Origin of the sequence: Rheinheimera sp. (assembly GCF_036568245.1) — a bacterium.
In the GTDB taxonomy this organism is placed as follows: Bacteria; Pseudomonadota; Gammaproteobacteria; order Enterobacterales; family Alteromonadaceae; genus Alishewanella.
The window spans coordinates 1-22642 of the sequence record NZ_DATCSY010000383.1 but is presented as its reverse complement, the minus strand read 5'-3'; the positions used below and the strand labels follow the sequence as shown (position 1 = coordinate 22642).

Sequence of the window (22642 nt, the reverse complement as noted above, 5' to 3'; positions counted from 1 at the left end):
AAGTTGACTAGAATTTGCATTGATAACGAGCTAATGTCGCCGCGCTGTCAGGTTAGACCAATGGCGGAATTGCTCAGCCGGATTGCCGGAAAATTTATGCAATAGCATAGATAGGCCGCGGTAATGATGATAGAATCCGCGACTTTAATACGTGTATCTGGCGTAAAAATAAACAGTGTTTGACACTGAATAAAAAATGCCGGATGCGCTGCGCTCAGAGCAGCTGAAAAACTAGGCCCTGTTTCTTCCCAAAATAGTAGTGCAAGTACGTATGATAAAACTCAAAAAAGGCTTGGACATTCCCCTGGCGGGCAGTCCTAAACAAGAGATCAGTACGGGCAATGCCATTACCACTGTCGCTGTATTAGGCGAAGAGTATATTGGTATGCGTCCGACCATGGCGGTTGAAGTTGGTGATACGGTAAAGAAAGGCCAGGTACTTTTTGAAGATAAAAAGACACCGGGTGTGAAGTTTACTGCGCCGCTGGCGGGCACTGTCACAGAGATCAATCGTGGTGCGAAGCGGGTGTTGCAGTCAGTGGTGATTGAAGCCGCTGGCAATGATGCTGTTCAGTTTGCCAAGTATAGCGCTGATCAGTTAGCAACGTTAAACCGTGAACAAGTCGTACAGAACCTGGTTGACTCAGGGCTTTGGGTGGCGTTGCGTACCCGTCCTTTCAGTCAGACTCCGGCAATTGACAGCACACCTCGTGCGATTTTCGTCAATGCAATGGACACAAATCCTCTGGCGGCAGACCCGGCTGTTGTTATTGCGGCTGACAGCGAAGCCTTTACTCAGGGCCTGACGGTTCTGACGGCACTGACGGATGGTAAGCTTTATGTGTCTAAAAAAGCCGGCGCAAATGTACCTGCAGTGAGCAAAGCAGAAGTTGCCGAGTTTGATGGTCCGCACCCGGCCGGTCTGGTTGGTACCCATATTCACTTGCTTGACCCTGTCAGCGCGAAGAAAGTGGTATGGCACATTGGCTATCAGGACGTAATTGCGGTCGGTAAGTTGTTCACTACCGGTGAGTTGCACAGCGAGCGCGTGATTTCTCTGGCGGGCCCGGCTGTTAAAAATCCACGTTTGGTTAAAGCTGTACAGGGTGCATCAGTTGCTCAACTGACAGCAGGTGAACTGGTTGAAGGCCAGAATCGTATTATCTCAGGCTCAGTATTATCCGGCGTTGCTGCGCATGGTGTGCATGGCTATATCGGCCGCTTCCATACTCAGCTGTCGGTATTGGCTGAAGGCTACGATAAAGAGTTTTTAGGCTGGATTGCGCCAGGTGCAACCAAGTTCTCAGTAACTCGTGCGTACCTGTCTCACCTAAGTCCTAAGCGGTTATTTAACATGACCACGACAACCAATGGTTCTTCCCGTGCCATGGTGCCTATTGGTAACTATGAACGTGTTATGCCGCTGGACATGTTGCCAACATTATTACTGCGGGATCTGATTTCGGGTGATACCGACAGTGCTCAGTCACTGGGTTGTCTCGAATTAGATGAAGAAGATCTGGCACTGTGTACCTTTGTGTGCCCTGGCAAATACGATTACGGCACCATTTTACGTAACTGCCTGACGATCATTCAGAAGGAAGGCTAATCATGAGTTTGAAGCATTTTTTAGAGCGCATTGAGCCGTCTTTTGAAAAAGGCGGTAAATATGAGAAGTGGTATGCGCTGTATGAAGCTGTTGCCACTATTCTTTATACTCCTGGTCTGGTTACCAAGAACGGTACGCACGTGCGTGACAGTATCGATCTGAAACGGATCATGATTTTTGTCTGGTTAGCGCTGTTTCCAGCACTGTTTTTTGGTATGTACAACGTAGGTCACCAGGCGGTTATTGCACTGCAGGCCGGTTTTGGTACACCAGACACCTGGCAGGTTGCCATTTTCCACGCTTTAGGTGGTGACTTAAGTGCTGCATCGGGCTGGGGCAGTAAAATGTGGTACGGCGCCGTATGGTTCCTGCCGATTTATGCTGTCACTTTTGTTGTTGGTGGTTTCTGGGAGGTGGTGTTTGCCTCTGTACGTAAACATGAAGTCAACGAAGGTTTCTTCGTCAGCTCGATTCTGTTTGCGCTAATTCTGCCAGCCACTATTCCACTGTGGCAGGTTGCCTTAGGTATTACCTTTGGTGTGGTTATTGCCAAAGAAGTGTTTGGTGGTACCGGCCGTAATTTCTTAAACCCGGCTCTGGCTGGTCGTGCATTTTTGTTCTTCGCTTATCCGGCACAAATTTCCGGCGATGCGGTTTGGACTGTAGCTGATGGTTATTCAGGCGCAACCTGGTTAAGTAAAGCAGCTGCCGGCGATTTAGACTACGCCTCTAACATGCAACTGTGGTGGGATGCGTTCTATGGGTTTATCCCAGGTTCAGTAGGTGAAACCTCAGTATTGGCGCTGCTAATTGGTGGTTTGGCACTGATTTATTTCCGTATCGCATCCTGGCGCATTGTTGCCGGTGTAATGGTGGGTATGGTGCTGACATCTTATCTGTTCAACGCTATCGGTTCTGAATCTAATGCTATGTTTGCAATGCCTTGGCACTGGCATCTGGTATTAGGTGGTTTTGCCATCGGTATGTTCTTTATGGCGACTGACCCGGTATCCGCTTCTTTCACCGACAAAGGTAAATGGGCTTACGGTATTCTGATCGGTTTCATGGTTGTGATGATCCGTGTCGTTAACCCGGCATACCCAGAAGGTATGATGTTAGCAATACTGTTCGCAAACCTGTTTGCACCATTATTCGATTTCTTCGTGGCTCAGGCCAATATCAAGCGGAGGCTGGCACGTAATGTCTAGTAATAACGATAGCATCAGCAAAACGCTGATTGTAGTCATCTCTTTATGTCTGGTATGTGCGGTTATAGTGTCTACTGCTGCTGTACAACTGCGCCCACAACAAACTGCAAATAAGTTGTTGGACTCCCAGAAAAACGTACTGGCTGTAACAGGCTTGCTGTCCGGTTCTGACATTGCTGCTTTATACAGCAAACACATTGAAGAGCGTTTTGTTGACTTAGATAGCGGTGAGCTGGTTGATAAGCCAAAAGATTATGATTACCGCAAAGCAATGAAAGACCCTGCTACCAGCGAACGTTTACCGGGGGATGAGGATATTGCCTCTATTAAAACCCGCGCTAACGTAGCACCGGTTTATTTTGCTTACGAAAAAGGTGTTGAGTCTGGTGAGTTGTCCGCAATTGTATTGCCAATTCACGGTTATGGCCTGTGGTCTACCATGCATGCTTTCCTGGCGTTAGGGCCGGATGGTACTACCATTCAGGGGCTGAACTACTACGAGCAGGGTGAAACAGCCGGCTTAGGTGGTGAAGTACAGAACCCGAAATGGTCTGCGCAATTCGTTGGTAAGAAACTGCTGGATCAGTCAGGCCAACCGGCGATTAAAGTGGTTAAACCTGGTAACGCCAGTGCAGATTCTGCTTTTGAAGTAGACGGCTTATCTGGTGCTACATTGACCAGTAACGGTGTACAGCATACTTTCGATTTCTGGGCAGGTGCGATGGGTTTTGCCCCATTCCTGGCCAAAGTTCGCGATGGAGCATTAAACAATGGCTAATGCAAAAGAAATTAAAACGGTTCTTTTCGGGCCGGTTTTTGCTAATAACCCTATAGCATTACAGGTACTGGGTATCTGTTCTGCATTGGCGGTTACGACTAAAATGGATAAGGCGCTGGTAATGTGTATTGCACTTACCTTGGTAACCGCCTTTTCAAACTTCTTTATTTCTCTGATCCGTAATCATATTCCATCAAGTGTTCGGATCATCGTGCAGATGACCATTATTGCGTCACTGGTAATCGTGGTTGACCAGTTACTGAAAGCTTTTGCGTATGATGTTGCTAAAGAGCTGTCGGTATTCGTCGGTCTGATTATTACCAACTGTATCGTGATGGGTCGTGCAGAAGCCTATGCAATGAAAAGTGCCCCAGGCATCAGTTTCCTGGACGGTATCGGTAATGGTTTAGGTTACAGTGTGGTACTGATGACGGTTGCTTTTATCCGTGAACTGGGTGGTTCAGGTACAGTATTCGGTATCGAAATTTTACCTCTGGTAAAAGACGGCGGCTGGTACCAGCCTATGGGCTTGCTGTTAATGCCACCTAGCGCATTTATCATCATAGCCTGCTTTATCTGGATACTGCGCACCTTCCGTACCGAACAGGTAGAGAAGGCCTAAGGAGCATTAGATGGAACATTATATTAGTTTATTCGTTCGTGCGGTTTTCATTGAAAACCTGGCACTGTCATTCTTCCTTGGGATGTGTACTTTTATTGCTGTATCGAAAAAAATTACCACGGCTTTTGGTCTGGGTGTTGCGGTAACAGTAGTATTAGGTATTTCGGTACCAGTGAACAATCTGGTATACCAAAACTTATTGGCGCCAGGTGCGCTGGACTGGGCAGGCTTCCCAGAAGCTGACCTGAGCTTTTTAGGTTTCTTAACTTACATCGGCGTTATTGCTGCGTTAGTACAAATCCTGGAGATGATTTTAGATAAGTTCTTCCCGGCGCTGTACAACGCTTTAGGTATCTTCCTGCCGCTTATCACCGTTAACTGTGCCATTTTCGGTGCGGTAGCTTTCATGGTTGAGCGCGACTACAACTTTGGTGAGAGCGTTGTATTCGGTATTGGCAGTGGTATTGGCTGGATGCTGGCAATTACCTTACTGGCAGGTATTCGTGAGAAGTTGAAATACGCAGATATTCCACACGGTTTACGTGGACTGGGTATTACCTTCTTAATGGTTGGCTTAATGGGGTTAGGCTTTATGTCTTTCTCTGGTGTTTCACTGTAAGGGGTAAAGGCAGACAAGATGGAAAATTTAGACATATTTCTTGGCGTTGGCATGTTTACCCTGGTGGTTCTGGCGTTAGTCGTTATTATTTTAGCGGCTAAATCTAAGCTGGTAGCCTCAGGTGACATCACCATCAGCATTAATGGCGATCCAAGCAAGGCCATTAAAACTAAAGCCGGTGGCAAACTGTTAGGTGCGCTGGCTGATAAAGGTATCTTCTTATCATCAGCCTGTGGTGGTGGTGGTTCATGTGGCCAGTGTCGTGTGCATGTTAAATCAGGTGGTGGCGAAATTCTGCCAACTGAATTGGGCCACATCACTAAAGGTGAAGCGCGTGAAGGTTGCCGTTTGTCATGTCAGGTTAACGTGAAAACAGACATGGAAATTGAAGTTGAAGAGGAAATCTTCGGCATCAAGAAATGGGACTGTACTGTTATTTCTAACGATAACAAAGCGACCTTCATTAAAGAGCTTAAGCTGCAGATCCCTGATGGTGAATCTGTACCGTTCCGTGCAGGTGGTTATATTCAGATTGAAGCGCCTGCGCACCATGTGAAGTACAAGGATTTTGATATTCCGCAGCAGTTCCGTGGTGATTGGGAACGCTTCAACTTCTTCAGCCTGGAGTCAAAGGTAGACGAGGAGACGATCCGCGCATACTCGATGGCGAACTATCCGGAAGAAGAAGGCATTATCATGCTGAACGTGCGTATTGCTACGCCGCCGCCAAATAACCTGACTCTGCCTTGCGGTAAGATGTCGTCTTTTATATGGAGTCTGAAAGAAGGTGATAAAGTGACTATTTCTGGTCCGTTTGGTGAGTTCTTCGCCAAAGAAACCGAAGCAGAAATGGTATTTATCGGTGGTGGTGCAGGTATGGCACCAATGCGCTCACACATTTTCGATCAGCTGCGTCGGTTGAAATCGAAGCGTAAGATCACGTTCTGGTACGGTGCACGCTCTAAACGCGAAATGTTCTATGTAGAAGATTTTGACATGCTGGCGGCTGAGAATGACAACTTTGAATGGCATGTAGCCTTGTCTGATCCGCAGCCAGAAGACAACTGGAGTGGTTATACCGGTTTTATCCATAACGTCATTTATGAGAACTACCTGAAAAACCATAAAGCACCTGAAGACTGCGAATTCTACATGTGTGGTCCTCCGATGATGAACAAGGCCGTGATCAATATGCTTAAAGATCTTGGCGTTGAAGATGAAAACATCCTGTTAGACGACTTCGGCGGCTAATATTTAATGTGACAACAAAAGGGGCGACCGTAAGGCTGCCCCTTCTGCTATCTGGAACTGCTATGCATATATTTTCTTCCGTCAAACTCTGCTTTATTTTCATCTGTATAAGCGTTATCGCTGCGTGCAGCCCGGCTAAGCCAGGCAATCAACAAGTGCAGCTCAACGGCAGCACGATGGGGACCTATTACGTAGTCAAACTGTATAGTGCGCGGGAACCGGATACGGCGGCGCTACAACAGCAAATTGATATCGAGTTGGAACTGGTCAATGATTTGATGTCAACTTACCGGCCGGAGTCTGAATTGATGCGGTTCAACCGCTTCGACTCTGGCAAGGCGTTTCCCCTGTCAGAACAGACAAGGTTAGTGGTGGCAGAGGCATTGCGTCTTGCTGAGCAAACTGATGGTGTATTAGATGTTACTGTCGGGCCTTTAGTCGAGCTATGGGGGTTTGGCGCTCATGGCCGTATAGAGCATGCACCGGAGCAGGCTGATATTGATAACGCGCGTTCTGTCGTCGGTTATCAGAAACTGACATTGTCAGGCGAAGGCCTGACTAAATCAGTACCACAGCTGGCCGTTGACTTATCAACTATTGCTAAAGGGTATGGCGTAGACCAGGTCGCAGAGATTCTAGAGCAGAACGGTATCAGTAACTATCTGGTCGAAATCGGTGGTGAAATGCGGATCAAGGGTAGTAAGCCAGACTCACAGCCCTGGAAAATAGCGATAGAGAAGCCGGTTGATGCTGAGCGCTCGGTGCAGCGGATTTTGCAGACAGGTGATATGGGCGTTGCTACGTCAGGTGATTACCGTAACTACTTTGAAGAAGATGGCATACGTTATTCGCATCTTATCGATCCACGCAGTGGCCAGCCGATACAACATAAGACAGTGTCAGCTACTGTACTACATCCCTCGTGTATGACGGCAGATGGTTACGCTACTGCACTAAATGTTATGCCATCAGAAGAAGCAATTGCTTTTGCAAACCGGTATAATATCGCTGTGTTATTGGTGGTTAAAACCGAAGATGGTTTTACTGAACTGGCATCGGAAGCGTTTAAACCTTTTCTGACTGAGTAAGCGGAGGCAGCTATGACCTTGTTTTTACTGACTTTTGGCCTGTTTTTGCTGGTAGTGGTAGCAATGGCCTCTGGCTTTCTGCTGCAGCGCAAGACTATTGCCGGTAGCTGTGGTGGCCTTGGTGAAATTGGCATCGAAAAAGCCTGCGATTGCGATAAGCCTTGTGAAAAAAGACAAAAACGCATGGAAAAAGAAAAATTCTGGCAACAGAATAAAATTGTCTGATTATTCGGTTTTAGTAAAATAAAAAGCTGGCGTGTCGCCAGCTTTTTGTTTTTTGAGGAAAAGCCTTTGCTGAACAAACTATTTTTGCTGACTGAACGCCATACGACAGTGAAGCGGGAAGTGCTGGCCGGTATCACGACCTTTATGGCGATGTCTTACGTGCTGTTTGTTAATCCATCAATGTTAGCGCAGACCGGCATGGATCATGGTGCCGTGTTTGTTGCAACTTGCCTGGCGGCAGCTTTGGGATGCCTGGTGATGGGGCTGCTGGCAAATTTGCCGGTCGCACTGGCGCCGGGCATGGGGTTGAACGCTTTTTTTACGTATGTGATAGTGCTGGAACAGGGCCATAGCTGGCAGACCGCTTTGGCTGCGGTATTCTTTTCTGGCTGCCTGTTTCTGTTACTGAGTATTTTTAAGATACGCGAATGGATCATCAATAGCATTCCACTGCCGTTAAAGATGGGGATTGCTGCGGGGATTGGCATGTTTCTAGCGCTAATAGCGCTGAAAACTGCCAACATTATTGTTGCCAGTCCGGCAACACTGGTGAAACTGGGTGATCTGCACAACCCGCAGATTCTGATAGCTCTAGCCGGTTTTTTTGTGATTTTTGCGCTGGCACACCGGGGCTGGCACAGTGCTGTACTTATCAGTATTTTGTTGGTAACTGCCGCAGCCTGGTTTATGGGGGATACAGATTATAACGGCTTGATATCTGTGCCGCCTTCACTGATGCCGACTTTTATGCAACTGGATTTTGCCAGTGCATTACAGCTCAGTATGTTGCCCGTTATTCTCAGCCTGTTATTTCTGGATTTGTTTGATACCTCGGGCACGCTGGTAGCGGTTACTCACAGAGCCGGTCTGATGCAAAAAGACGGTTCAGTTCCGGCGCTGAGTAAAGCACTGATTGCGGACAGCTCCGCCAGCATTGCTGGTTCACTATTGGGAACGTCAACAACAACCAGTTATGTAGAGAGTACCAGCGGAGTTGCAGCAGGTGGACGTACCGGCCTGATGGCAGTTGTCACCGGTTGCCTGTTTCTGGCTGCGCTGTGGTTCTCTCCGCTGGCGGCCATGGTGCCGGCATATGCAACTGCAGGAGCGTTGTTGTATGTTGCTACGCTGATGTTGAGTAGTCTGCAACATGTCAAATGGGACGATGTTATTCAGGCCGTGCCGGTATCAGTGGTTCTGATTATGATGCCGCTGACGTTTTCTATTTCAGATGGCATCGGCATGGGTTTTATTACTTATGCACTACTGTGTTTGCTGACCGGGAAGTTACGACAAACAACGCTCAGCGTGTGGGTGCTGGCGCTGGTGTTTCTTAGCAAATTTATCTGGGGATAAGCCCCGGGTAGTATTGTTGATGTGGTTAAACTAGTACTTGTCGCTTTGATGTATGCTGGTTATGCTGTAGCAGTATATTAACTTGCTAAGCATTGCTCAGCAGACACGTCAGGACAAGGATGAAATTACGTGAAACCTTAGTAGCTTATATGTTGCCGTTGCTGGTGCTACCGGTAATGGCATTTGGCTATCTGGCGTACCAGTTCAGTAAAGAATATCTGCAGCAACAGGCCTATTTTCAGGCAGAGAAGGCATTAACATCACAGCAATTGCAGTTAAGTGATTTTTTGCAACAGCACCAGACCCGTCTTGGCATGTTGTCACAAAGCCCTCTGCTACAGTCGTATATCAAGCAGTCCACTTCAGAAAACCTTAGTGAGCTTGAACAGCAATTCAAGCAGTTTGTCAGTGCCGATCGCAGGATCGTATCGTTGAAATTGATTAACCTCAACGGTGATTATGAATTGCAGCTGCCGGCCACTACCGAATATTCAACGTTACCAAACCGGTTTCGCAACGAGTACTTTTCGTCGCTGCAGGCGCAGGTCGACAAAGAGGGATACTTTCTGGCCGAAGACATTGACAGTAAAAAGCTGCAGTTATTTTTTGCCCATAAGCTTTATGGCAGTTCGGTAACGGAGTCCAGACGGTTATGGGGCTATCTGGTCGTTGTGGTAAACCCGGATATGTTTGCCGAGGTTGTCAGCTACCGTCATACTCCTAACAGTGTCACTTTACTGATCAGTAAAGCGGCCACTATTACTTATGCTGATAATCCGGCGTTGATAGGCAGTGCTTTTGCGCCGACCAACTTCAGAGCAATACAGCGCAGCATAGATGCTAATGCTTTCTCATCTGAGCTATTGCTGGGGCAGCAACGGATGTTGTTGGGCAAGAGCTTGCCGGGAAGTTATCAATTGCTTTATGGCTTAGACGAAAAAGAAATTTCCCGTCAGCAACGTACGTTATCGCTGGTACTGATTTTGCTGACTGTGATGGTGAGTTTCATTTTACCTCTGCTGGTGTACTGGTTGCTGATCCGCAACATTTTTGAACCCATCAAACAGCTGACGGCAGCAAAAACCGCAGTCGGGCGCGGAGACTTGTCCACTTTGCTGGAAGTAAAAAAGCAGGATGAGCTCGGTGATATGTTTGCTGCGTTTAATGTGATGGTTCGCCAGCTTAGGGTTTATCGTGAACGTGAACGTGCTTACAAGCAACAGTTGGAGGACAAGGTGTTGCGCCGGACGCAGGATTTAGCCCGGGCCAACGACGATCTGGCTGCGGCTAACCAGGAGCTTATACTGGCCCGCGAAGCGGCTGAACAGGCAAACCGGTTGAAGAGTGTGTTTCTGGCCAATATGAGCCACGAAATCCGCACACCACTTACCGCTATTATCGGGTTTTCTGAACAGGCACAAGGTGAACGTGATAGCAGTAAACTGCAGGATTATCTGCAGCGGGTGTTAAAAAGTGGTGATCATCTGCTTAATCTGATCAATGACATTCTGGACTTATCCAAGATTGAAGCCGAGAAGCTGGAGCTGAATTATGAACCGTTTGATTGTCTGGCATTGATCGAAGATGTGTTTTTACTGACCAGGAGTCAGGCGGAAAGTAAGGGGATCCAGTGTTTGCTGAACTTACATTTTCCTCTGCCGGCAAAACTGTATAACGATGCTCTGCGGTTTCGGCAGGTACTGCTAAACCTAACCAGTAACTCGGTCAAGTTTACCCAGAAAGGCAAGATTATTATTGATGTGTCCTTTGACGTGTTAACCAGCCAGTTATCCATTAAAGTTAAAGACAGCGGGATCGGCATGAATGCCGATGAGTTAAGCCGTATTTTTCAGCCCTTTGTACAGGCTGATGCTACAGTAACCCGTAATTTTGGTGGTACGGGGCTCGGTTTATGTATATCGAAAAAGCTGATGCAGCAGATGAGCGGCGATATTCGGGTTGAGAGTGTTAAAGGCATTGGCAGCTGTTTTGAGTTAGTGTTTGATTGTAGCTCTGCACAAACCCTGTTGCTTGATAGTTATGTTAAAGAGGCGACGCAAAGCGGTACAGATGAAAAAGAACCTGTAGCGCAGCAGCGGCTGCATATTCTGGTAGCCGAGGATAACCCGGATAATCAGTTGCTACTGCAGCTGATGCTGGAGAAAGCAAATGCCAGCGCTGAACTGGTAGACAATGGGCACAAAGCGGTAGAAAGAGCGCTGGCGGAAGATTTTGATCTCATTTTTATGGATATGCAGATGCCGTTGATGGGAGGTGAAGAAGCTACCCGTCTTATTCGCCATGCTGGTATAGATACGCCGGTTATAGCGGTAACGGCCAACGTTATGTCAGAAGATTTAGAACGCTACCGTCAGGCCGGCTGTCAGGGGCTTTTACCCAAACCTGTGATACAGGCCGACTTGCTGGCAATATTGACCAAGTATGGTTCGGGTGTCACAGTGCAGGCAGATACACTGGCGCAGCAGCTGGCCTCTGATCCGCAGATGCTGGCGCTGAAGCAGCAGTTTACCGCTCAGTTACCACACCTGTTAAGTGAACTGGAGCTGCATTTTAGCGCGTCACGCTGGCGTGAGCTGGCTTATGCGGCTCATAGCCTGAAAGGTAGCGCTGGTAGCATGGGCTATCCTGAACTGACTGAACTGGCGGGCAAACTGGAGCGTAGTGCCAACAAGCAGCTACGCGGCGAATGTGACGCTTTACTCAGTGCTATGGCACAGATTATCAGCCGGCAGGTGCCGGTTGATCACTGATTCTGGCTTGCTAAGGAGATACCATGACAGCACAGCAGCAGTTACTGCAGATCCTGCAGCATAAAATCCAACATGATGAGCTGGTACTGCCGACACTGCCAGATATAGCGTTGAAAGTCAGACAGCGGTCTGCTGATCCAAACGTCAGCTTAATTGAAATGGCCGATATCATTGCACAGGACCCGGCACTGGCTGCCAGGATGATTAAAGTAGCGAACAGTGCTTTTATGGGGCGCTCCATTAAAGTCAATACGTTGAATCAGGCCGTCACACGCATTGGTCTGAGCCAGATCCGCAATATTGCTGTGGCGATGGCACTGGAGCAGGTATTTGTCTCAAAACATAAACAAGTGCAGCAGCAGTTGGATATGCTTTGGCAAAGCAGCATTGATGTTGCCTGTATTGCAGCGGCATGCCTGGCGTATTACAACGGACGGGTGCCAAGAAGTGGTTTAAATAAAGATGTGCTGACACTGATGGCGCTGGTGCATAATATTGGCGCTTTACCCCTGATAACCGAAGCTGAGCGGCAGCAGGATCTGCTGGGAGATTCGCGCTTTTTATTATTTGTAGCAACGCGTCTGGCAACCGATGTCAGCGTCAGAATACTCTTTGCCTGGAGTTTTGATGAGCCTTTTCATCAGGTAGCGTTGAACTGGCAGAAGCTACAGCCTGAAAAGCCAGGCCCGGGGTATACTGATTTTATCCGGTTGGCCGTGATCGCCCGGGATGGCTACAGTGACAAGGATGTACAGCAGCGTCTGTTAGACTATTACGTGAATTTGCAGCTGGTACCGCAGCCGGACTTTATGCAACATCCTGAAATACAAGCTGTATATCAGGATGTCAGGGCTATGTTCAGTTAAACTGCTGCTTTACTCAGCGGCACCAACCTGCTGGCTGATACTGAGTAACGCCTGATTCAACGCAGACGCCATTAACATCAAATCGGCATCAAGGCGGGCAGTTAAATCTTCCCAGCCAAGTTCGTCATTCTGGCCTGTCAGCACATCATGAAACTTAATGCGTTTAACGGCGCCGTCGTCAGTGACAGCCAGAGAAAGGGCGTCGGCTTGCTCCAGGCTAATACTGGTAACCAGTTTATCCTGTAAATGGCTTTGTACTTCATCAGCACTTAACAAATGGTTGCTGAACTTTACTTTAGCGCCTTCGTCATCCGGTGCTTTCAGCTCGGCATCACTACCAAGTGCAAACCCTTGTGGCAGTGCTTGATTCTGCAGCCATAACTGCAGGTGTGTATTGAGTTTATGGTTGTCCAGCCAGGGTAAGGCTGGCAAAGAGCCTAGCGCTTTACGCAGCAGCGCCAGTACATCTTCAGCTTTAGACGCGCTGCCGCTGTTTATGACCAGCCACTGATTTTGTGGATCGTAATAACCCTGGGTCAGGGTGGAACGGCTGAATGCCCTCGGAAGCAAGCTCAGTTGCAACTCTTCTTTCAGGCTTTGTTTCTCTTTACGGCTAAGCGGGCGGCCTTTTTCCTGTTCCATCGCTTCCAGTTTCGGCTGCATTTCTTCGTTAATAACGGCAGCCGGTAATATTTTTTCCTGTCGTTTCAGTGCGAAAAACAACAAATGCTGACAAGCATGGCAATATTGTTTAATGCTGGCATGCAGTGGAAAACTAAAGCCGCTTCGCACTGCTTCCTGTGCAGTGAGCGGGGTGAACTTGAATTCTGTCAGTGCCTGCTCCCAAACAGCAGGATCAGTGCTTAACGGCGCACTGAGTTTGTAAACCCGGATATTTTTGAACCACATAATTTAACCTACACAAAAAAAACTCGGCAGGCAGTATAGCGTGGTTTAGCTCTGGATTTTCAGGTTTTTTGGAAAGCAAATATGGTAATGCAGGCCCTTACCAGGTTCGCTGCTGACCTGAATACTGCCACCTAATGTCTGGCGCACCAGGTTATAGGTAATGTGCGTACCCAGGCCGCTGCCACCCTGATCACGTTTGGTGGTGAAGAAAGGATGAAACAGTTTTTCCAGCTGATCCGGGCTTAGACCCTTGCCGTTGTCGCTGTACTTAATGTCAACATTATCATCTTCGTCTAACACGGTAATACGCACCAGACCATTTTCCATGTCTTCAAAGCCATGAATTAAGGAGTTCATCAGCAAATTAGTAAAAATCTGTGAGATAGCACCGGCAGGGCAACTTAACACGATATTGTCGGGGCAATTAACTTCAATCTGATGATGAGTCTTCTTGAAGTTAGGCTGTAATGAACGGATAACTTCATGCAGGTAATCCGCCAGATTAATGGTACGCACGGCTTCACTGGTCTGGTCTACCGCTATCTGTTTAAAGCTGGCAATCAGTTCTGACGCGCGGATAAGGTTAGATTGCAGCAGTTCCGTGCCCTGGCTTGCTTCTTCTATAAAGTGTTCAAGCATTTTAGGCGTCAGGGTTTTGTCTGCATAAGCTGCTGACAACGTCTGTAATTTTTCCGCCAGAAAACTGGTTGCTGTTACACCTATACCAACCGGGGTGTTAACTTCGTGGGTTATGCCGGCAACCAGGCCTCCCAGGGCGGCCATTTTTTCCGACTGTACCAGGCGATCTTGTGCTTGTTTTAAATCGTCGACAATTTTTTCCAGTTCAGTTTGCTTGCCACGCAGCGCACCCTCTGTGTGGCGGCGGCGTTCAATTTCTTCACGCAAACTTTGCTGCTTCACTTCAAGCTCTTGTTTTTGCTGCTGCAGATCCATCATCGCCTGGCTTAAACCCGATGTTTTGCGTGCAACCTCCTGCTCCAGCATCAGATTTTGCTGATCGAGCTTTTCATTCGATAGCAGTAACTGCTTTTGTGTTGTCTCAAGCTGATTTTTATAATCCTGAACCCGGCCAATCAGGCGGTTAAAGGCGTCAGCCATTACACTGAGCTCTGAAGTGTCATCATGCTGAATTTCCACTTTGGCACCGTCAAGCTGATCCAGTTCTAAGTCTTCAATCTGCTGCGTAAGTTCCGTCAGCGGTAATGTCAGCTGCTTGCGAAATGCCATCAAAAACAAAATGATCAAAAAGGTGGTTTTGAGCATCGCGTTGCCGACCAGAAAATAAATGCCAACTTTTATCCGGTCTATAACAACAGCCCGGCTTGAAAACAAGGTGACATCGCCCACCTGGGTGGCGCGGCCCGAAAATTCAAAAATAAGTGGGAAGGTATAACCAAAGATGCCTGATTGCTGCTCCGTCAGCCTGACCCCTTCACGTACCAGCTGAGTGCTGAATCGTTCCTGAATATTGATATAACGGCCAAGCTGGGTAATGACAGCACCACTGTCATCGCGAACGATAATGCCTTCTATCGCCGGGATAGCCAGCAGGCCGTCAGCGATGATCATCGCCTGCTGGGTGTTAAGCTCCCAGATAGCACGGGTCAGACTGCCGGAAAACGTCTGTTGCAGCGTTTCCAGCTCGCCATTGATGTGATCTTTAGTATTAAAGTACTCAGCAACAATCTGCCCCAGAGTAACCACAAATGTCAGAATAAAATAAACCGACAATACTTTGGTTAATAGCTTACGGGATAAGCTTTTATGCTGCATGAAGGTACCTTGTGGCGAATTAAAATTGCTTTTATGGCTCTACGATAACCAATAACCGGCTGTTTGCAAATAGCACATACCGATCTGGGCTATTTATAGCGCAGATATTGCTTTATAGTGGCGTAATGTATATATTTTTTGACCAGATATTGCCAAGAACCACAATAACAAACAGGCAGCAGACATGGCTTTAACCGCGTTAATATGTGATGACTCTTTACTCGCCCGCAACCAATTAAAGAAGTCCCTTCCCGCAGAATTCGATGCCAGTATTGTGATCGCTAGCAATGGTGTTGAGGCATTGGCCACTTTGCGTTCACAGGAAATTGGGCTGGTGTTTCTCGACTTAACTATGCCGGAACTGGACGGTATCGGTGTGCTTGAAGCTATTAAAGCAGACGCTTTGGATTGCCTGGTGATAGTCGTCTCAGCGGATATTCAGCCTGAGATGCAAAAAAGGGTTATGGAGTTGGGCGCGCTGGCATTTATTCAAAAGCCGGCCAGCGCAGCGAAGCTGGCCGATGTGATGCATAAGTACGGTTTAATATGACGGACTTCCAATTTAGCGAAGAGCAGCGCGACTGCTTGCAAGAGTTGGTTAACGTCGCTATGGGGTTAGCCAGCGATAAGCTTGCGCGTTACCTTAATACGTTGGTTCATTTGCAGGTGCCGGCCATTAAGCTGGTGAAGACGGAGCAGCTGCCTGAACATTTTGCCAACCGGCATCAGCAGCACAGTGTGACCATGATCAGTCTGGGCTTTTTCGGCGATCAGGGGCTACGTGGTGAAACCATCATGCTGTATCAGCTGGAGAATGTCGGCGTGATTGCTAAGCTACTGGGCTATAGTGACGACGACAGCTCAGAAGCAGAAATGCTAACCGATATCAGCTCAGTATTAACGACAACGTTTCTTAATGGCCTGGCAGAGCAACTCGAGAATAGTTTCTCTTACGCGGCGCCACGTATTTTATCCAGTCGTGATAAGCATTTTGCCGAAAAGCTGGCCTCTACTGCGGAACAATGGCAACTGGCATTACAGGTCGATATCCGCTATCAGCTGACCGACTATAGCTTTAATTGCGATATGATTTTACTGATCCCAGGTGAAGCAGTACTGCGGCTGCGTTTAATACTGGATCAAATTCTGGCCAGTTTTTGATGCAGTTAGACTGGTTATTGCAGCCATTACTGACCCAACTGAATACCGGAGTGTTGGTACTGAATGACCAGCACGAGGTGGTATTTTTCAATCAATTTATTGCCCGCAGAGCAGATAAACAGCTTGAACAAAGCCGTGGCCTGCTGGTTTACGACGTGTTCGACGATTTACCCAGAGCCTGGTTACAACGTAAGATAGATGGCGTGCTGTCACTGCAGGCCCCGGCATTCAGTAGCTGGGAGCAACGCCAGTATATTCTGAAGTTACCGCATCTGCGTCCGCTTAGCAGTGATAGCCTCTATATGGCACAGAACTGCACTATGCTACCGCTCACCGCACCTGATGGCGTTTCACATTACGTCTGTATGCTGATTGAAGATGCAACGGATGCTTATGTATATCAGCTGCAGTTACAGCAAAGTATGGCGCAACTTGAGCAGGCCAACCGTACTGATGGCTTAACCGGTGTCTTTAACCGCCGTTACTGGCAGCAACAGCTGGGTTACGAAGTCGCAAGGGCTGTTCGTTATCAGCATTCTTTAGCGCTGCTACTGTTTGATCTTGATAAATTCAAACAGCTGAATGATCAATACGGCCACCAGGGCGGGGATGCGGTGTTGGTTGAGCTCTCTGCTGTCATTGGTGCTTTGCTGCGCGACACTGACTTACTTGGCCGTTATGGCGGAGAGGAATTTGGTGTGGTATTGCCTGAAACAGATTTGCAGGGGGCTGTTCTGGTCGCCAACCGTATTTGTAAAGCGGTGGCAGAGCATCAGCTGCTGTTTAATGGCCTGACCCTTAGCGTTACGGTAAGCATAGGCGTCAGCAGCTATAAAGGTCAGACGGCGGACGAACTTATTCAGCAGGCTGACATGGCGTTGTACAATGCCAAACGGCAGGGGCGCAACAGAGTTGTAGCCTGGCAGGAGCCTGCTGAAGTCTATCTAAAACAGGTAAAATAGCCGCTTGCAAGAATTAGCCATTGACAGACGTCTAAAAGTCTGTGCATAGTGAAAGCCATGAAAATAAAAACGACTGTACTCACCACCATTATTATTACCACCACCCCTTCGGGGTAGGAGGTCGGCGGTGTGTTGTCTTTAAAAAAGACCCGTGACCTCAAATGTCACGGGTCTTTTTTTTGGCTTCGGCATACGGGGCTATTGTTGCTTAACCAGGTAGTACGATAACGGACAATAACAATTAATTATGCGCAAGGAGTTTAAAATGAGAGTGCTCAAGTTTGGTGGATCGTCGCTGGCGTCAGTTCAGCGTTTTGCCGAGGTTGCAAAAATTGTCCAGCAACTGACTACTACGGATCGTATATGTCTGGTGTTATCTGCACCGCAAGGTGTCACCAATACCCTGGTTGAGCTGACTGATTTAGCCTATCTTGGTTCTGATTTCAGGCCTGTACTGCAGCAGCTTCAGCAACGTTATCAGCAGTTAGCTGAAGATGCAGCAGCGGCTTTTCCCGCAGCGACCTTAGAGCAGGTGCAACAAATTGCGCTACAGCAGTTAGCGCAGCTGGATGCTCAGCTAACCGGTATTTCACTGCTAAAACACTGCCCGGATCATATCAAAGCGCAGATCCTGGGTCTTGGAGAGCAGTTTAGTGTGGCACTGATGACATCGATGCTAAACGCCAGTCAGGTACAAACAGTGGCGTTAGATGCTGTCTCGCTGGTTAAAAGTAGTGGTGACTATTTAAATGCCACTGCTGATGTTGCAGCCTCTGAGGTAACTCTGTCTCAGGCGATTGCCGCACAGAATGCGCAGGTATATGTCATCGCGGGTTTTGTTTCCAGTAATGCTCAGGGCGAAACCTGCCTGCTGGGGCGCAATGGCTCTGATTATTCCGGTGCTGTGGTCGCTGCCAGTATCCGCGCTGAGGCGTGCGAGATCTGGACTGACGTCGATGGTGTTTATAGCGCAGATCCACGGCAGGTTAAAAATGCTAAGTTGATTGACCGCTTATCTTATGATGAGGCAATGGAGCTGTCATATTTTGGTGCCAAGGTGCTGCACCCGAAAACGATAGGCCCGCTGGCTCGTTACAATATTCCTTGTTATATCAAAAATACTCTTAATCCATCGGCGCCGGGTACTTGTATTGATAACACTGGCGAAGGTGATGCACTGGTTAAAGGGATTTCCAGCTTAGAGCATCTGGCGCTGATAACAGTATCCGGACCGGGGCTTAAAGGCGTGGTAGGCATGGCCAGCCGGGTATTTGCCTCTATGGCGCGCTCGCAAATATCGGTTAGTCTGATTACCCAATCATCTTCTGAGTTCAGTATCAGCTTTTGTGTGCCGCAACTGCACCTGAGTGCCGCTAAAAAAGCACTGCAGCAGGAGTTTGAGCTTGAGCTGCAAACCGGCCTGTTGCGCCCGCTGAATATTTTATCTGACATGGCTATCGTCAGCTTGGTGGGCGATGGCATGCGTCAGCACCGTGGTGTGGCGGCGAAGTTTTTTGCTTCGCTGGCCCAAGCCAGAGTCAACGTGGTGGCAATAGCGCAGGACAGTAGTGAGCGTTCTATCTCTGCAGTAGTGGAGCAGGCGGCCTGCAAAAATGCGGTGAAGGTGTGTCATGAGAACTTTTTCAGCCATATCCCGAGCATTGATGTATTTCTGGTTGGCTGTGGCGTAGTCGGTAGCGAATTACTGGCACAAATTCAGCGTCAGCAGGCGTTTTTACACAGCCGGCAGGTAAAAGTCACGGTTTATGGGATAGCCAATAGCAAGGCACTGTTGCTGGACAACGACGGTATTGATTTACAGCACTGGCAGCAGCAGTTACAAAGTGTGAATCAACAGTTTTCGTTAGCAGCACTGAACCAGTTTGCCCAGCAGCAGCATTTGACCAATCCGGTACTGATCGATTGCACCAGCTCTGAGCAGGTCGCGGCGCAGTATGCTGATTTTCTGGCGGCCGGTTTTCATGTGGTCACCCCTAATAAGAAAGCCAATACTGCCTCGCTGGCGTATTATCAGCAGCTTAGGCATGTTGCGCAGCAGCACCGGCGCAGGTTTTTGTATGAAACTACTGTCGGCGCGGGCTTGCCGGTGATCGATACGCTGCAGGGTTTGCTGAATGCCGGAGATGAACTGGTCGCCTTTGAAGGTATTTTGTCCGGTTCGCTGTCCTATATTTTTGGTGAGCTGGAAGCTGGTGTACCGTTATCAGAAGTTACCCATAAAGCAAAAGCTATGGGCTTTACCGAGCCTGACCCGCGTGATGATTTATCCGGTATGGATGTTGCCCGTAAGCTGCTGATATTAGCCCGGGAAGCAGGCATGAAGCTGGAGTTAAGTGATGTTGAGGTTGAGTCGGTATTACCTGCAGGTTTCGCCCAAAATGCGACTATCGATGAATTTATGGCGCAGTTGCCGCAGTTAGACAGCGCTTTTGCTAAGCGCATAGCGCAAGCTGCGGCAGAAGGTAAAGTGCTCAGGTACATTGGTGAAATTGTTGATGGCAAATGCAAAGTTGCGATAAAAGCCTTAGACCTGTCTCATCCGCTGGCGAAAGTGAAAGACGGTGAAAATGCGCTTGCGATCCACAGCCGTTACTATCAGCCAATACCTTTTGTGCTGCGTGGTTACGGCGCGGGTGCCGCAGTAACGTCTGCGGGTGTGTTCAGTGATGTCATGCGCACGCTTGGCTGGCAGCAGCAGGTGTAATGGTTATGCAAACAACTTCTGAACTGGCGCCTGGCGCTTATCTGAAACGTTATTACGCGCCGGCATCTACCGGTAACTTCTCCGTTGGTTTCGACCTGCTCGGCGCGGCATTTGAACCAGTCAGTGGTGAGCTGTTTGGCGATGTACTGGATATTGTTGCTGAACAAGCTGATATGCAACTGACGATAGTGGGGCGTTATGTACATCAGTTACCTGCTGATCGGAATGACAATCTGGTTCTAAGCTGCTTCGACGCTTTTGAACGCAAAGTCGGCCGCAACTTGCCAAAGCTGGCGCTTAGGCTGCATAAAAACTTGCCGGTCGGCAGTGGTTTGGGCTCCAGCGCATGTTCTATCGTTGTCGCTTGCTATGCATTTAATGACTACTTCGGTAAACCATTATCCGAAGCTGAACTACTGCAGCTGATGGCAGAAGCTGAAGGCGGCGTAAGTGGTAGCGTACACTATGACAATGTGGCACCTTCTTACTATGGTGGCTTACAGCTGATGTTACCACAAAGCCAGCGCATCTGCCGCAGCCTGCCCTGGTTTGCGCAGTGGCGGGTTGTACTAAGTTATCCGGGTACTGTGCTATCGACTAAGGCTGCCCGTGCTGTATTACCACAGCAACTCAGCCTGGGGCAGAGTATTGCCTTTGCCGGTATGTTAAGCCGCTTTGTCAGCGCTTTGTATGCAAAAGATGAAGCCGATGCTGTGGCAGCGCTGCAGGATTTGGTTGCGGAACCCGCCCGGACGCCATTATTGCCAGAACTACCCGGATTAAGAGCCGCCCTTGCTGAGAAGGGGATTTTGCATCTGGGGATTTCCGGCGCCGGACCGACACTGTTCGCTTTATGCAGTAATGATGAACAGGCACAGCTTGCCGCTGATTATTTATCGCGGCATTATGAAAAGAATCAGGATGCGACAACACAAATTTGTCGCTTGTCACAAGGCGGCGCCAGAGCGCTGTAGGATAAAGACATGCAGTTAAGCAATATTAAAGTACCTGCCGAGCAGGTCAGTTTTTTACAGGCCGTACGGCAGGGGTTAGGGCAACAGCAGGGCCTGTTTTTTCCAACCAGCTGGCCTAAGCTGGACATTGAAGCCTTGCTGGCGATGCCAATGGTCGAGCGCAGTGCTGCTATTTTAAAGGCGTTGATAGGTGACGAGTTAAGCGCAGCCGAAGTACATGAGATGGTAGCAAATGCTTTTACGTTTGCTGCGCCGCTGGCGCCGGTTACCGATGATATCAGTTGCCTTGAACTGTTTCATGGCCCGACCCTGGCGTTTAAAGATTTTGGTGGCCGCTTTATGGCGCAGGCCTTAGCCAAAGCGCAAGGGGGCAGAAAAACCACGATCGTTACCGCAACCTCAGGTGATACCGGTGCAGCAGTAGCCCATGCTTTTTATAAGCAGCCAGGGGTGCAGGTGGTTATTTTATTTCCGAAAGACAAAATCAGCCCGCTGCAGGAGAAACTGTTTACGACTTTAGGTGAAAACATTACTACGCTGGCGGTGGAGGGAGATTTTGATCAGTGCCAGGCGCTGGTTAAGCAGGTGTTTGATCATAAAGCCTTAGTCGAGAAGCTCAGTATTAATTCTGCAAACTCTATTAATATCAGTCGCTTGTTTGCACAAATTTGTTATTACTTTGAAGCTGTCGCCCAGGTTCCTGCAGAAAAACGCGGTCAGGTGGTTATTGCTGTACCAAGCGGTAATTTCGGTAATCTGACGGCCGGGCTAATTGCCAAAGCACTGGGTTTGCCAATCAAACGCATGGTCGCAGCGACGAATGCCAATGACACGGTGCCACGCTACTGGCGCTCGGGGCAGTGGCAACCTAAACCCACAGTGGCAACCCTGTCCAATGCGATGGATGTAGCTGCACCGAATAACTGGCCAAGGGTAGAGGCGTTGTTGACACAAGGGGTGATAGCACGCAGTGATATCGAAACATTAATGGTAGATGAAGACGATACCGTGCTTGGAGTGCGACTGCTATCACAGCTGGGATATGTCAGCGAGCCACACGCGGCTGTTGCTTATAAAGCGTTAAAGCGCAGCCTGCAGGATGGTGAATACGGTATTTTTCTGGGCACGGCACATCCAGCCAAGTTTAAAGAGCAGGTAGAGAATATCCTTGGTACACCTTTGGCGTTGCCCGAAGCGTTGGCCCGCTGTGCAGCAGAGCAGGGATTAAGCATTGATATTCCTGCTGATTTTGCTGTATTGCAGCAAGAGCTGCTGAAACTGGAGCAGCGCTGATGTCGTGGCAGCAGTTACTGGGTGAAGAAAAGCGTCAGCCTTATTTTGTTGATACGCTGACCCAGGTAGAGCAGGCCAGGCAAGCCGGTCAGGTTATTTATCCGGCACAAAGCGATGTGTTTAATGCCTTTAAGCTGACGGAGCTGGATAACCTGAAAGTAGTGCTGCTGGGGCAGGATCCTTATCATGGGCCGAATCAGGCACATGGTCTGGCGTTTTCTGTCCGCCACGGCGTGCGTGTGCCGCCATCACTGCAGAATATGTATAAAGAACTGGCGCTGGAGTATCCCGAGTTTGTGATCCCAGCCCACGGCTGTCTGGAGGACTGGGCAAAGCAGGGCGTGTTACTGCTCAATACCGTATTAACGGTCGTGGCGACTGAGGCTAATTCACACCGGCATTTAGGCTGGGAGCAATTTACTGACAAAGTG

20 protein-coding genes are annotated in these 22642 nt (G+C 48.6%); 18 read left to right on the top strand and 2 right to left on the bottom strand.

Going from position 1 to position 22642, the window contains the following annotated elements:
- Window positions 1-271 precede the first annotated feature (271 nt).
- From VIN66_RS17050 to VIN66_RS17000, 11 genes are all read left to right on the top strand, one after another.
- Complete coding sequence (locus VIN66_RS17050; protein ID WP_331925101.1) at window positions 272-1609, top strand: Na(+)-translocating NADH-quinone reductase subunit A; 1338 nt, start codon at window positions 272-274, stop codon at window positions 1607-1609.
- A gap of 2 nt (window positions 1610-1611) precedes the next feature.
- A complete protein-coding gene (locus tag VIN66_RS17045) occupies window positions 1612-2817 on the top strand; it encodes an NADH:ubiquinone reductase (Na(+)-transporting) subunit B (protein WP_331925100.1) in 1206 nt (401 codons plus the stop codon).
- Window positions 2810-3595 (top strand): Na(+)-translocating NADH-quinone reductase subunit C, encoded by a 786-nt coding sequence (locus VIN66_RS17040; protein ID WP_331925099.1) that lies wholly within the window; start codon window positions 2810-2812, stop codon window positions 3593-3595. Before VIN66_RS17045 ends, VIN66_RS17040 begins: the two co-directional genes overlap by 8 nt.
- On the top strand, window positions 3588-4217 hold the full coding sequence (locus VIN66_RS17035; RefSeq protein WP_331925098.1) for an NADH:ubiquinone reductase (Na(+)-transporting) subunit D: 630 nt from the start codon (window positions 3588-3590) through the stop codon (window positions 4215-4217). The genes VIN66_RS17040 and VIN66_RS17035 overlap by 8 nt, the downstream gene beginning before the upstream one ends.
- 10 nt (window positions 4218-4227) lie before the next feature.
- A complete protein-coding gene (nqrE, locus tag VIN66_RS17030; protein ID WP_134051808.1) occupies window positions 4228-4836 on the top strand; it encodes an NADH:ubiquinone reductase (Na(+)-transporting) subunit E in 609 nt (202 codons plus the stop codon).
- An 18-nt stretch (window positions 4837-4854) separates the two neighbouring features.
- Window positions 4855-6087, top strand: coding sequence for an NADH:ubiquinone reductase (Na(+)-transporting) subunit F (gene nqrF, locus VIN66_RS17025; RefSeq protein ID WP_331925097.1), 1233 nt, complete (start codon window positions 4855-4857; stop codon window positions 6085-6087).
- Between the two features lie 176 nt (window positions 6088-6263).
- Window positions 6264-7175: an FAD:protein FMN transferase gene (locus VIN66_RS17020; protein WP_331925096.1), complete on the top strand. Its 912-nt coding sequence runs from the start codon at window positions 6264-6266 to the stop codon at window positions 7173-7175.
- Between the two features lie 12 nt (window positions 7176-7187).
- The gene (gene nqrM, locus VIN66_RS17015; protein ID WP_134051802.1) at window positions 7188-7400 is read left to right on the top strand and encodes a (Na+)-NQR maturation NqrM; all 213 of its coding nucleotides are present in this window, start codon (window positions 7188-7190) and stop codon (window positions 7398-7400) included.
- 66 nt (window positions 7401-7466) lie between these two features.
- Window positions 7467-8756 (top strand): NCS2 family permease, encoded by a 1290-nt coding sequence (locus VIN66_RS17010; RefSeq protein WP_331925095.1) that lies wholly within the window; start codon window positions 7467-7469, stop codon window positions 8754-8756.
- Between the two features lie 119 nt (window positions 8757-8875).
- The gene (locus VIN66_RS17005) at window positions 8876-11527 is read left to right on the top strand and encodes a hybrid sensor histidine kinase/response regulator (protein ID WP_331925094.1); all 2652 of its coding nucleotides are present in this window, start codon (window positions 8876-8878) and stop codon (window positions 11525-11527) included.
- A gap of 23 nt (window positions 11528-11550) precedes the next feature.
- Window positions 11551-12393 carry an HDOD domain-containing protein gene (locus VIN66_RS17000; RefSeq protein ID WP_331925093.1) on the top strand — a complete coding sequence of 281 codons (843 nt, stop codon included), beginning with the start codon at window positions 11551-11553 and terminating at the stop codon, window positions 12391-12393.
- A 9-nt stretch (window positions 12394-12402) separates the two neighbouring features.
- On the opposite strand, the gene VIN66_RS16995 is transcribed toward VIN66_RS17000, so the two are convergent.
- Together VIN66_RS16995 and VIN66_RS16990 are read right to left on the bottom strand one after the other, a co-directional pair.
- Complete coding sequence (locus VIN66_RS16995; protein ID WP_331925092.1) at window positions 12403-13302, bottom strand: recombination-associated protein RdgC; 900 nt, start codon at window positions 13300-13302, stop codon at window positions 12403-12405.
- A 45-nt stretch (window positions 13303-13347) separates the two neighbouring features.
- Window positions 13348-15096, bottom strand: a complete 1749-nt coding sequence (locus VIN66_RS16990) for a sensor histidine kinase (RefSeq protein WP_331925091.1) — start codon at window positions 15094-15096, stop codon at window positions 13348-13350.
- Window positions 15097-15280: 184 nt separating this feature from the next.
- On the opposite strand from VIN66_RS16990, the gene VIN66_RS16985 reads away from it, so the two are divergent.
- The 7 genes from VIN66_RS16985 to ung all read left to right on the top strand — a co-directional run.
- Window positions 15281-15646 (top strand): response regulator, encoded by a 366-nt coding sequence (locus tag VIN66_RS16985; RefSeq protein ID WP_331925090.1) that lies wholly within the window; start codon window positions 15281-15283, stop codon window positions 15644-15646.
- Window positions 15643-16257 (top strand): chemotaxis protein, encoded by a 615-nt coding sequence (locus VIN66_RS16980; protein ID WP_331925089.1) that lies wholly within the window; start codon window positions 15643-15645, stop codon window positions 16255-16257. The genes VIN66_RS16985 and VIN66_RS16980 overlap by 4 nt, the downstream gene beginning before the upstream one ends.
- Window positions 16257-17219 (top strand): GGDEF domain-containing protein, encoded by a 963-nt coding sequence (locus VIN66_RS16975; protein ID WP_331925088.1) that lies wholly within the window; start codon window positions 16257-16259, stop codon window positions 17217-17219. Before VIN66_RS16980 ends, VIN66_RS16975 begins: the two co-directional genes overlap by 1 nt.
- A 265-nt stretch (window positions 17220-17484) precedes the next feature.
- On the top strand, window positions 17485-19944 hold the full coding sequence (gene thrA, locus VIN66_RS16970) for a bifunctional aspartate kinase/homoserine dehydrogenase I (protein ID WP_331925087.1): 2460 nt from the start codon (window positions 17485-17487) through the stop codon (window positions 19942-19944).
- A gap of 5 nt (window positions 19945-19949) precedes the next feature.
- The gene (gene thrB, locus VIN66_RS16965; RefSeq protein WP_331925086.1) at window positions 19950-20918 is read left to right on the top strand and encodes a homoserine kinase; all 969 of its coding nucleotides are present in this window, start codon (window positions 19950-19952) and stop codon (window positions 20916-20918) included.
- Window positions 20919-20927: 9 nt separating this feature from the next.
- The gene (thrC, locus tag VIN66_RS16960; protein WP_331925085.1) at window positions 20928-22211 is read left to right on the top strand and encodes a threonine synthase; all 1284 of its coding nucleotides are present in this window, start codon (window positions 20928-20930) and stop codon (window positions 22209-22211) included.
- The coding region (gene ung, locus VIN66_RS16955; RefSeq protein ID WP_331925084.1) for a uracil-DNA glycosylase at window positions 22211-22642 on the top strand (432 nt) is incomplete at its 3' end. The genes thrC and ung, both read left to right, overlap by 1 nt.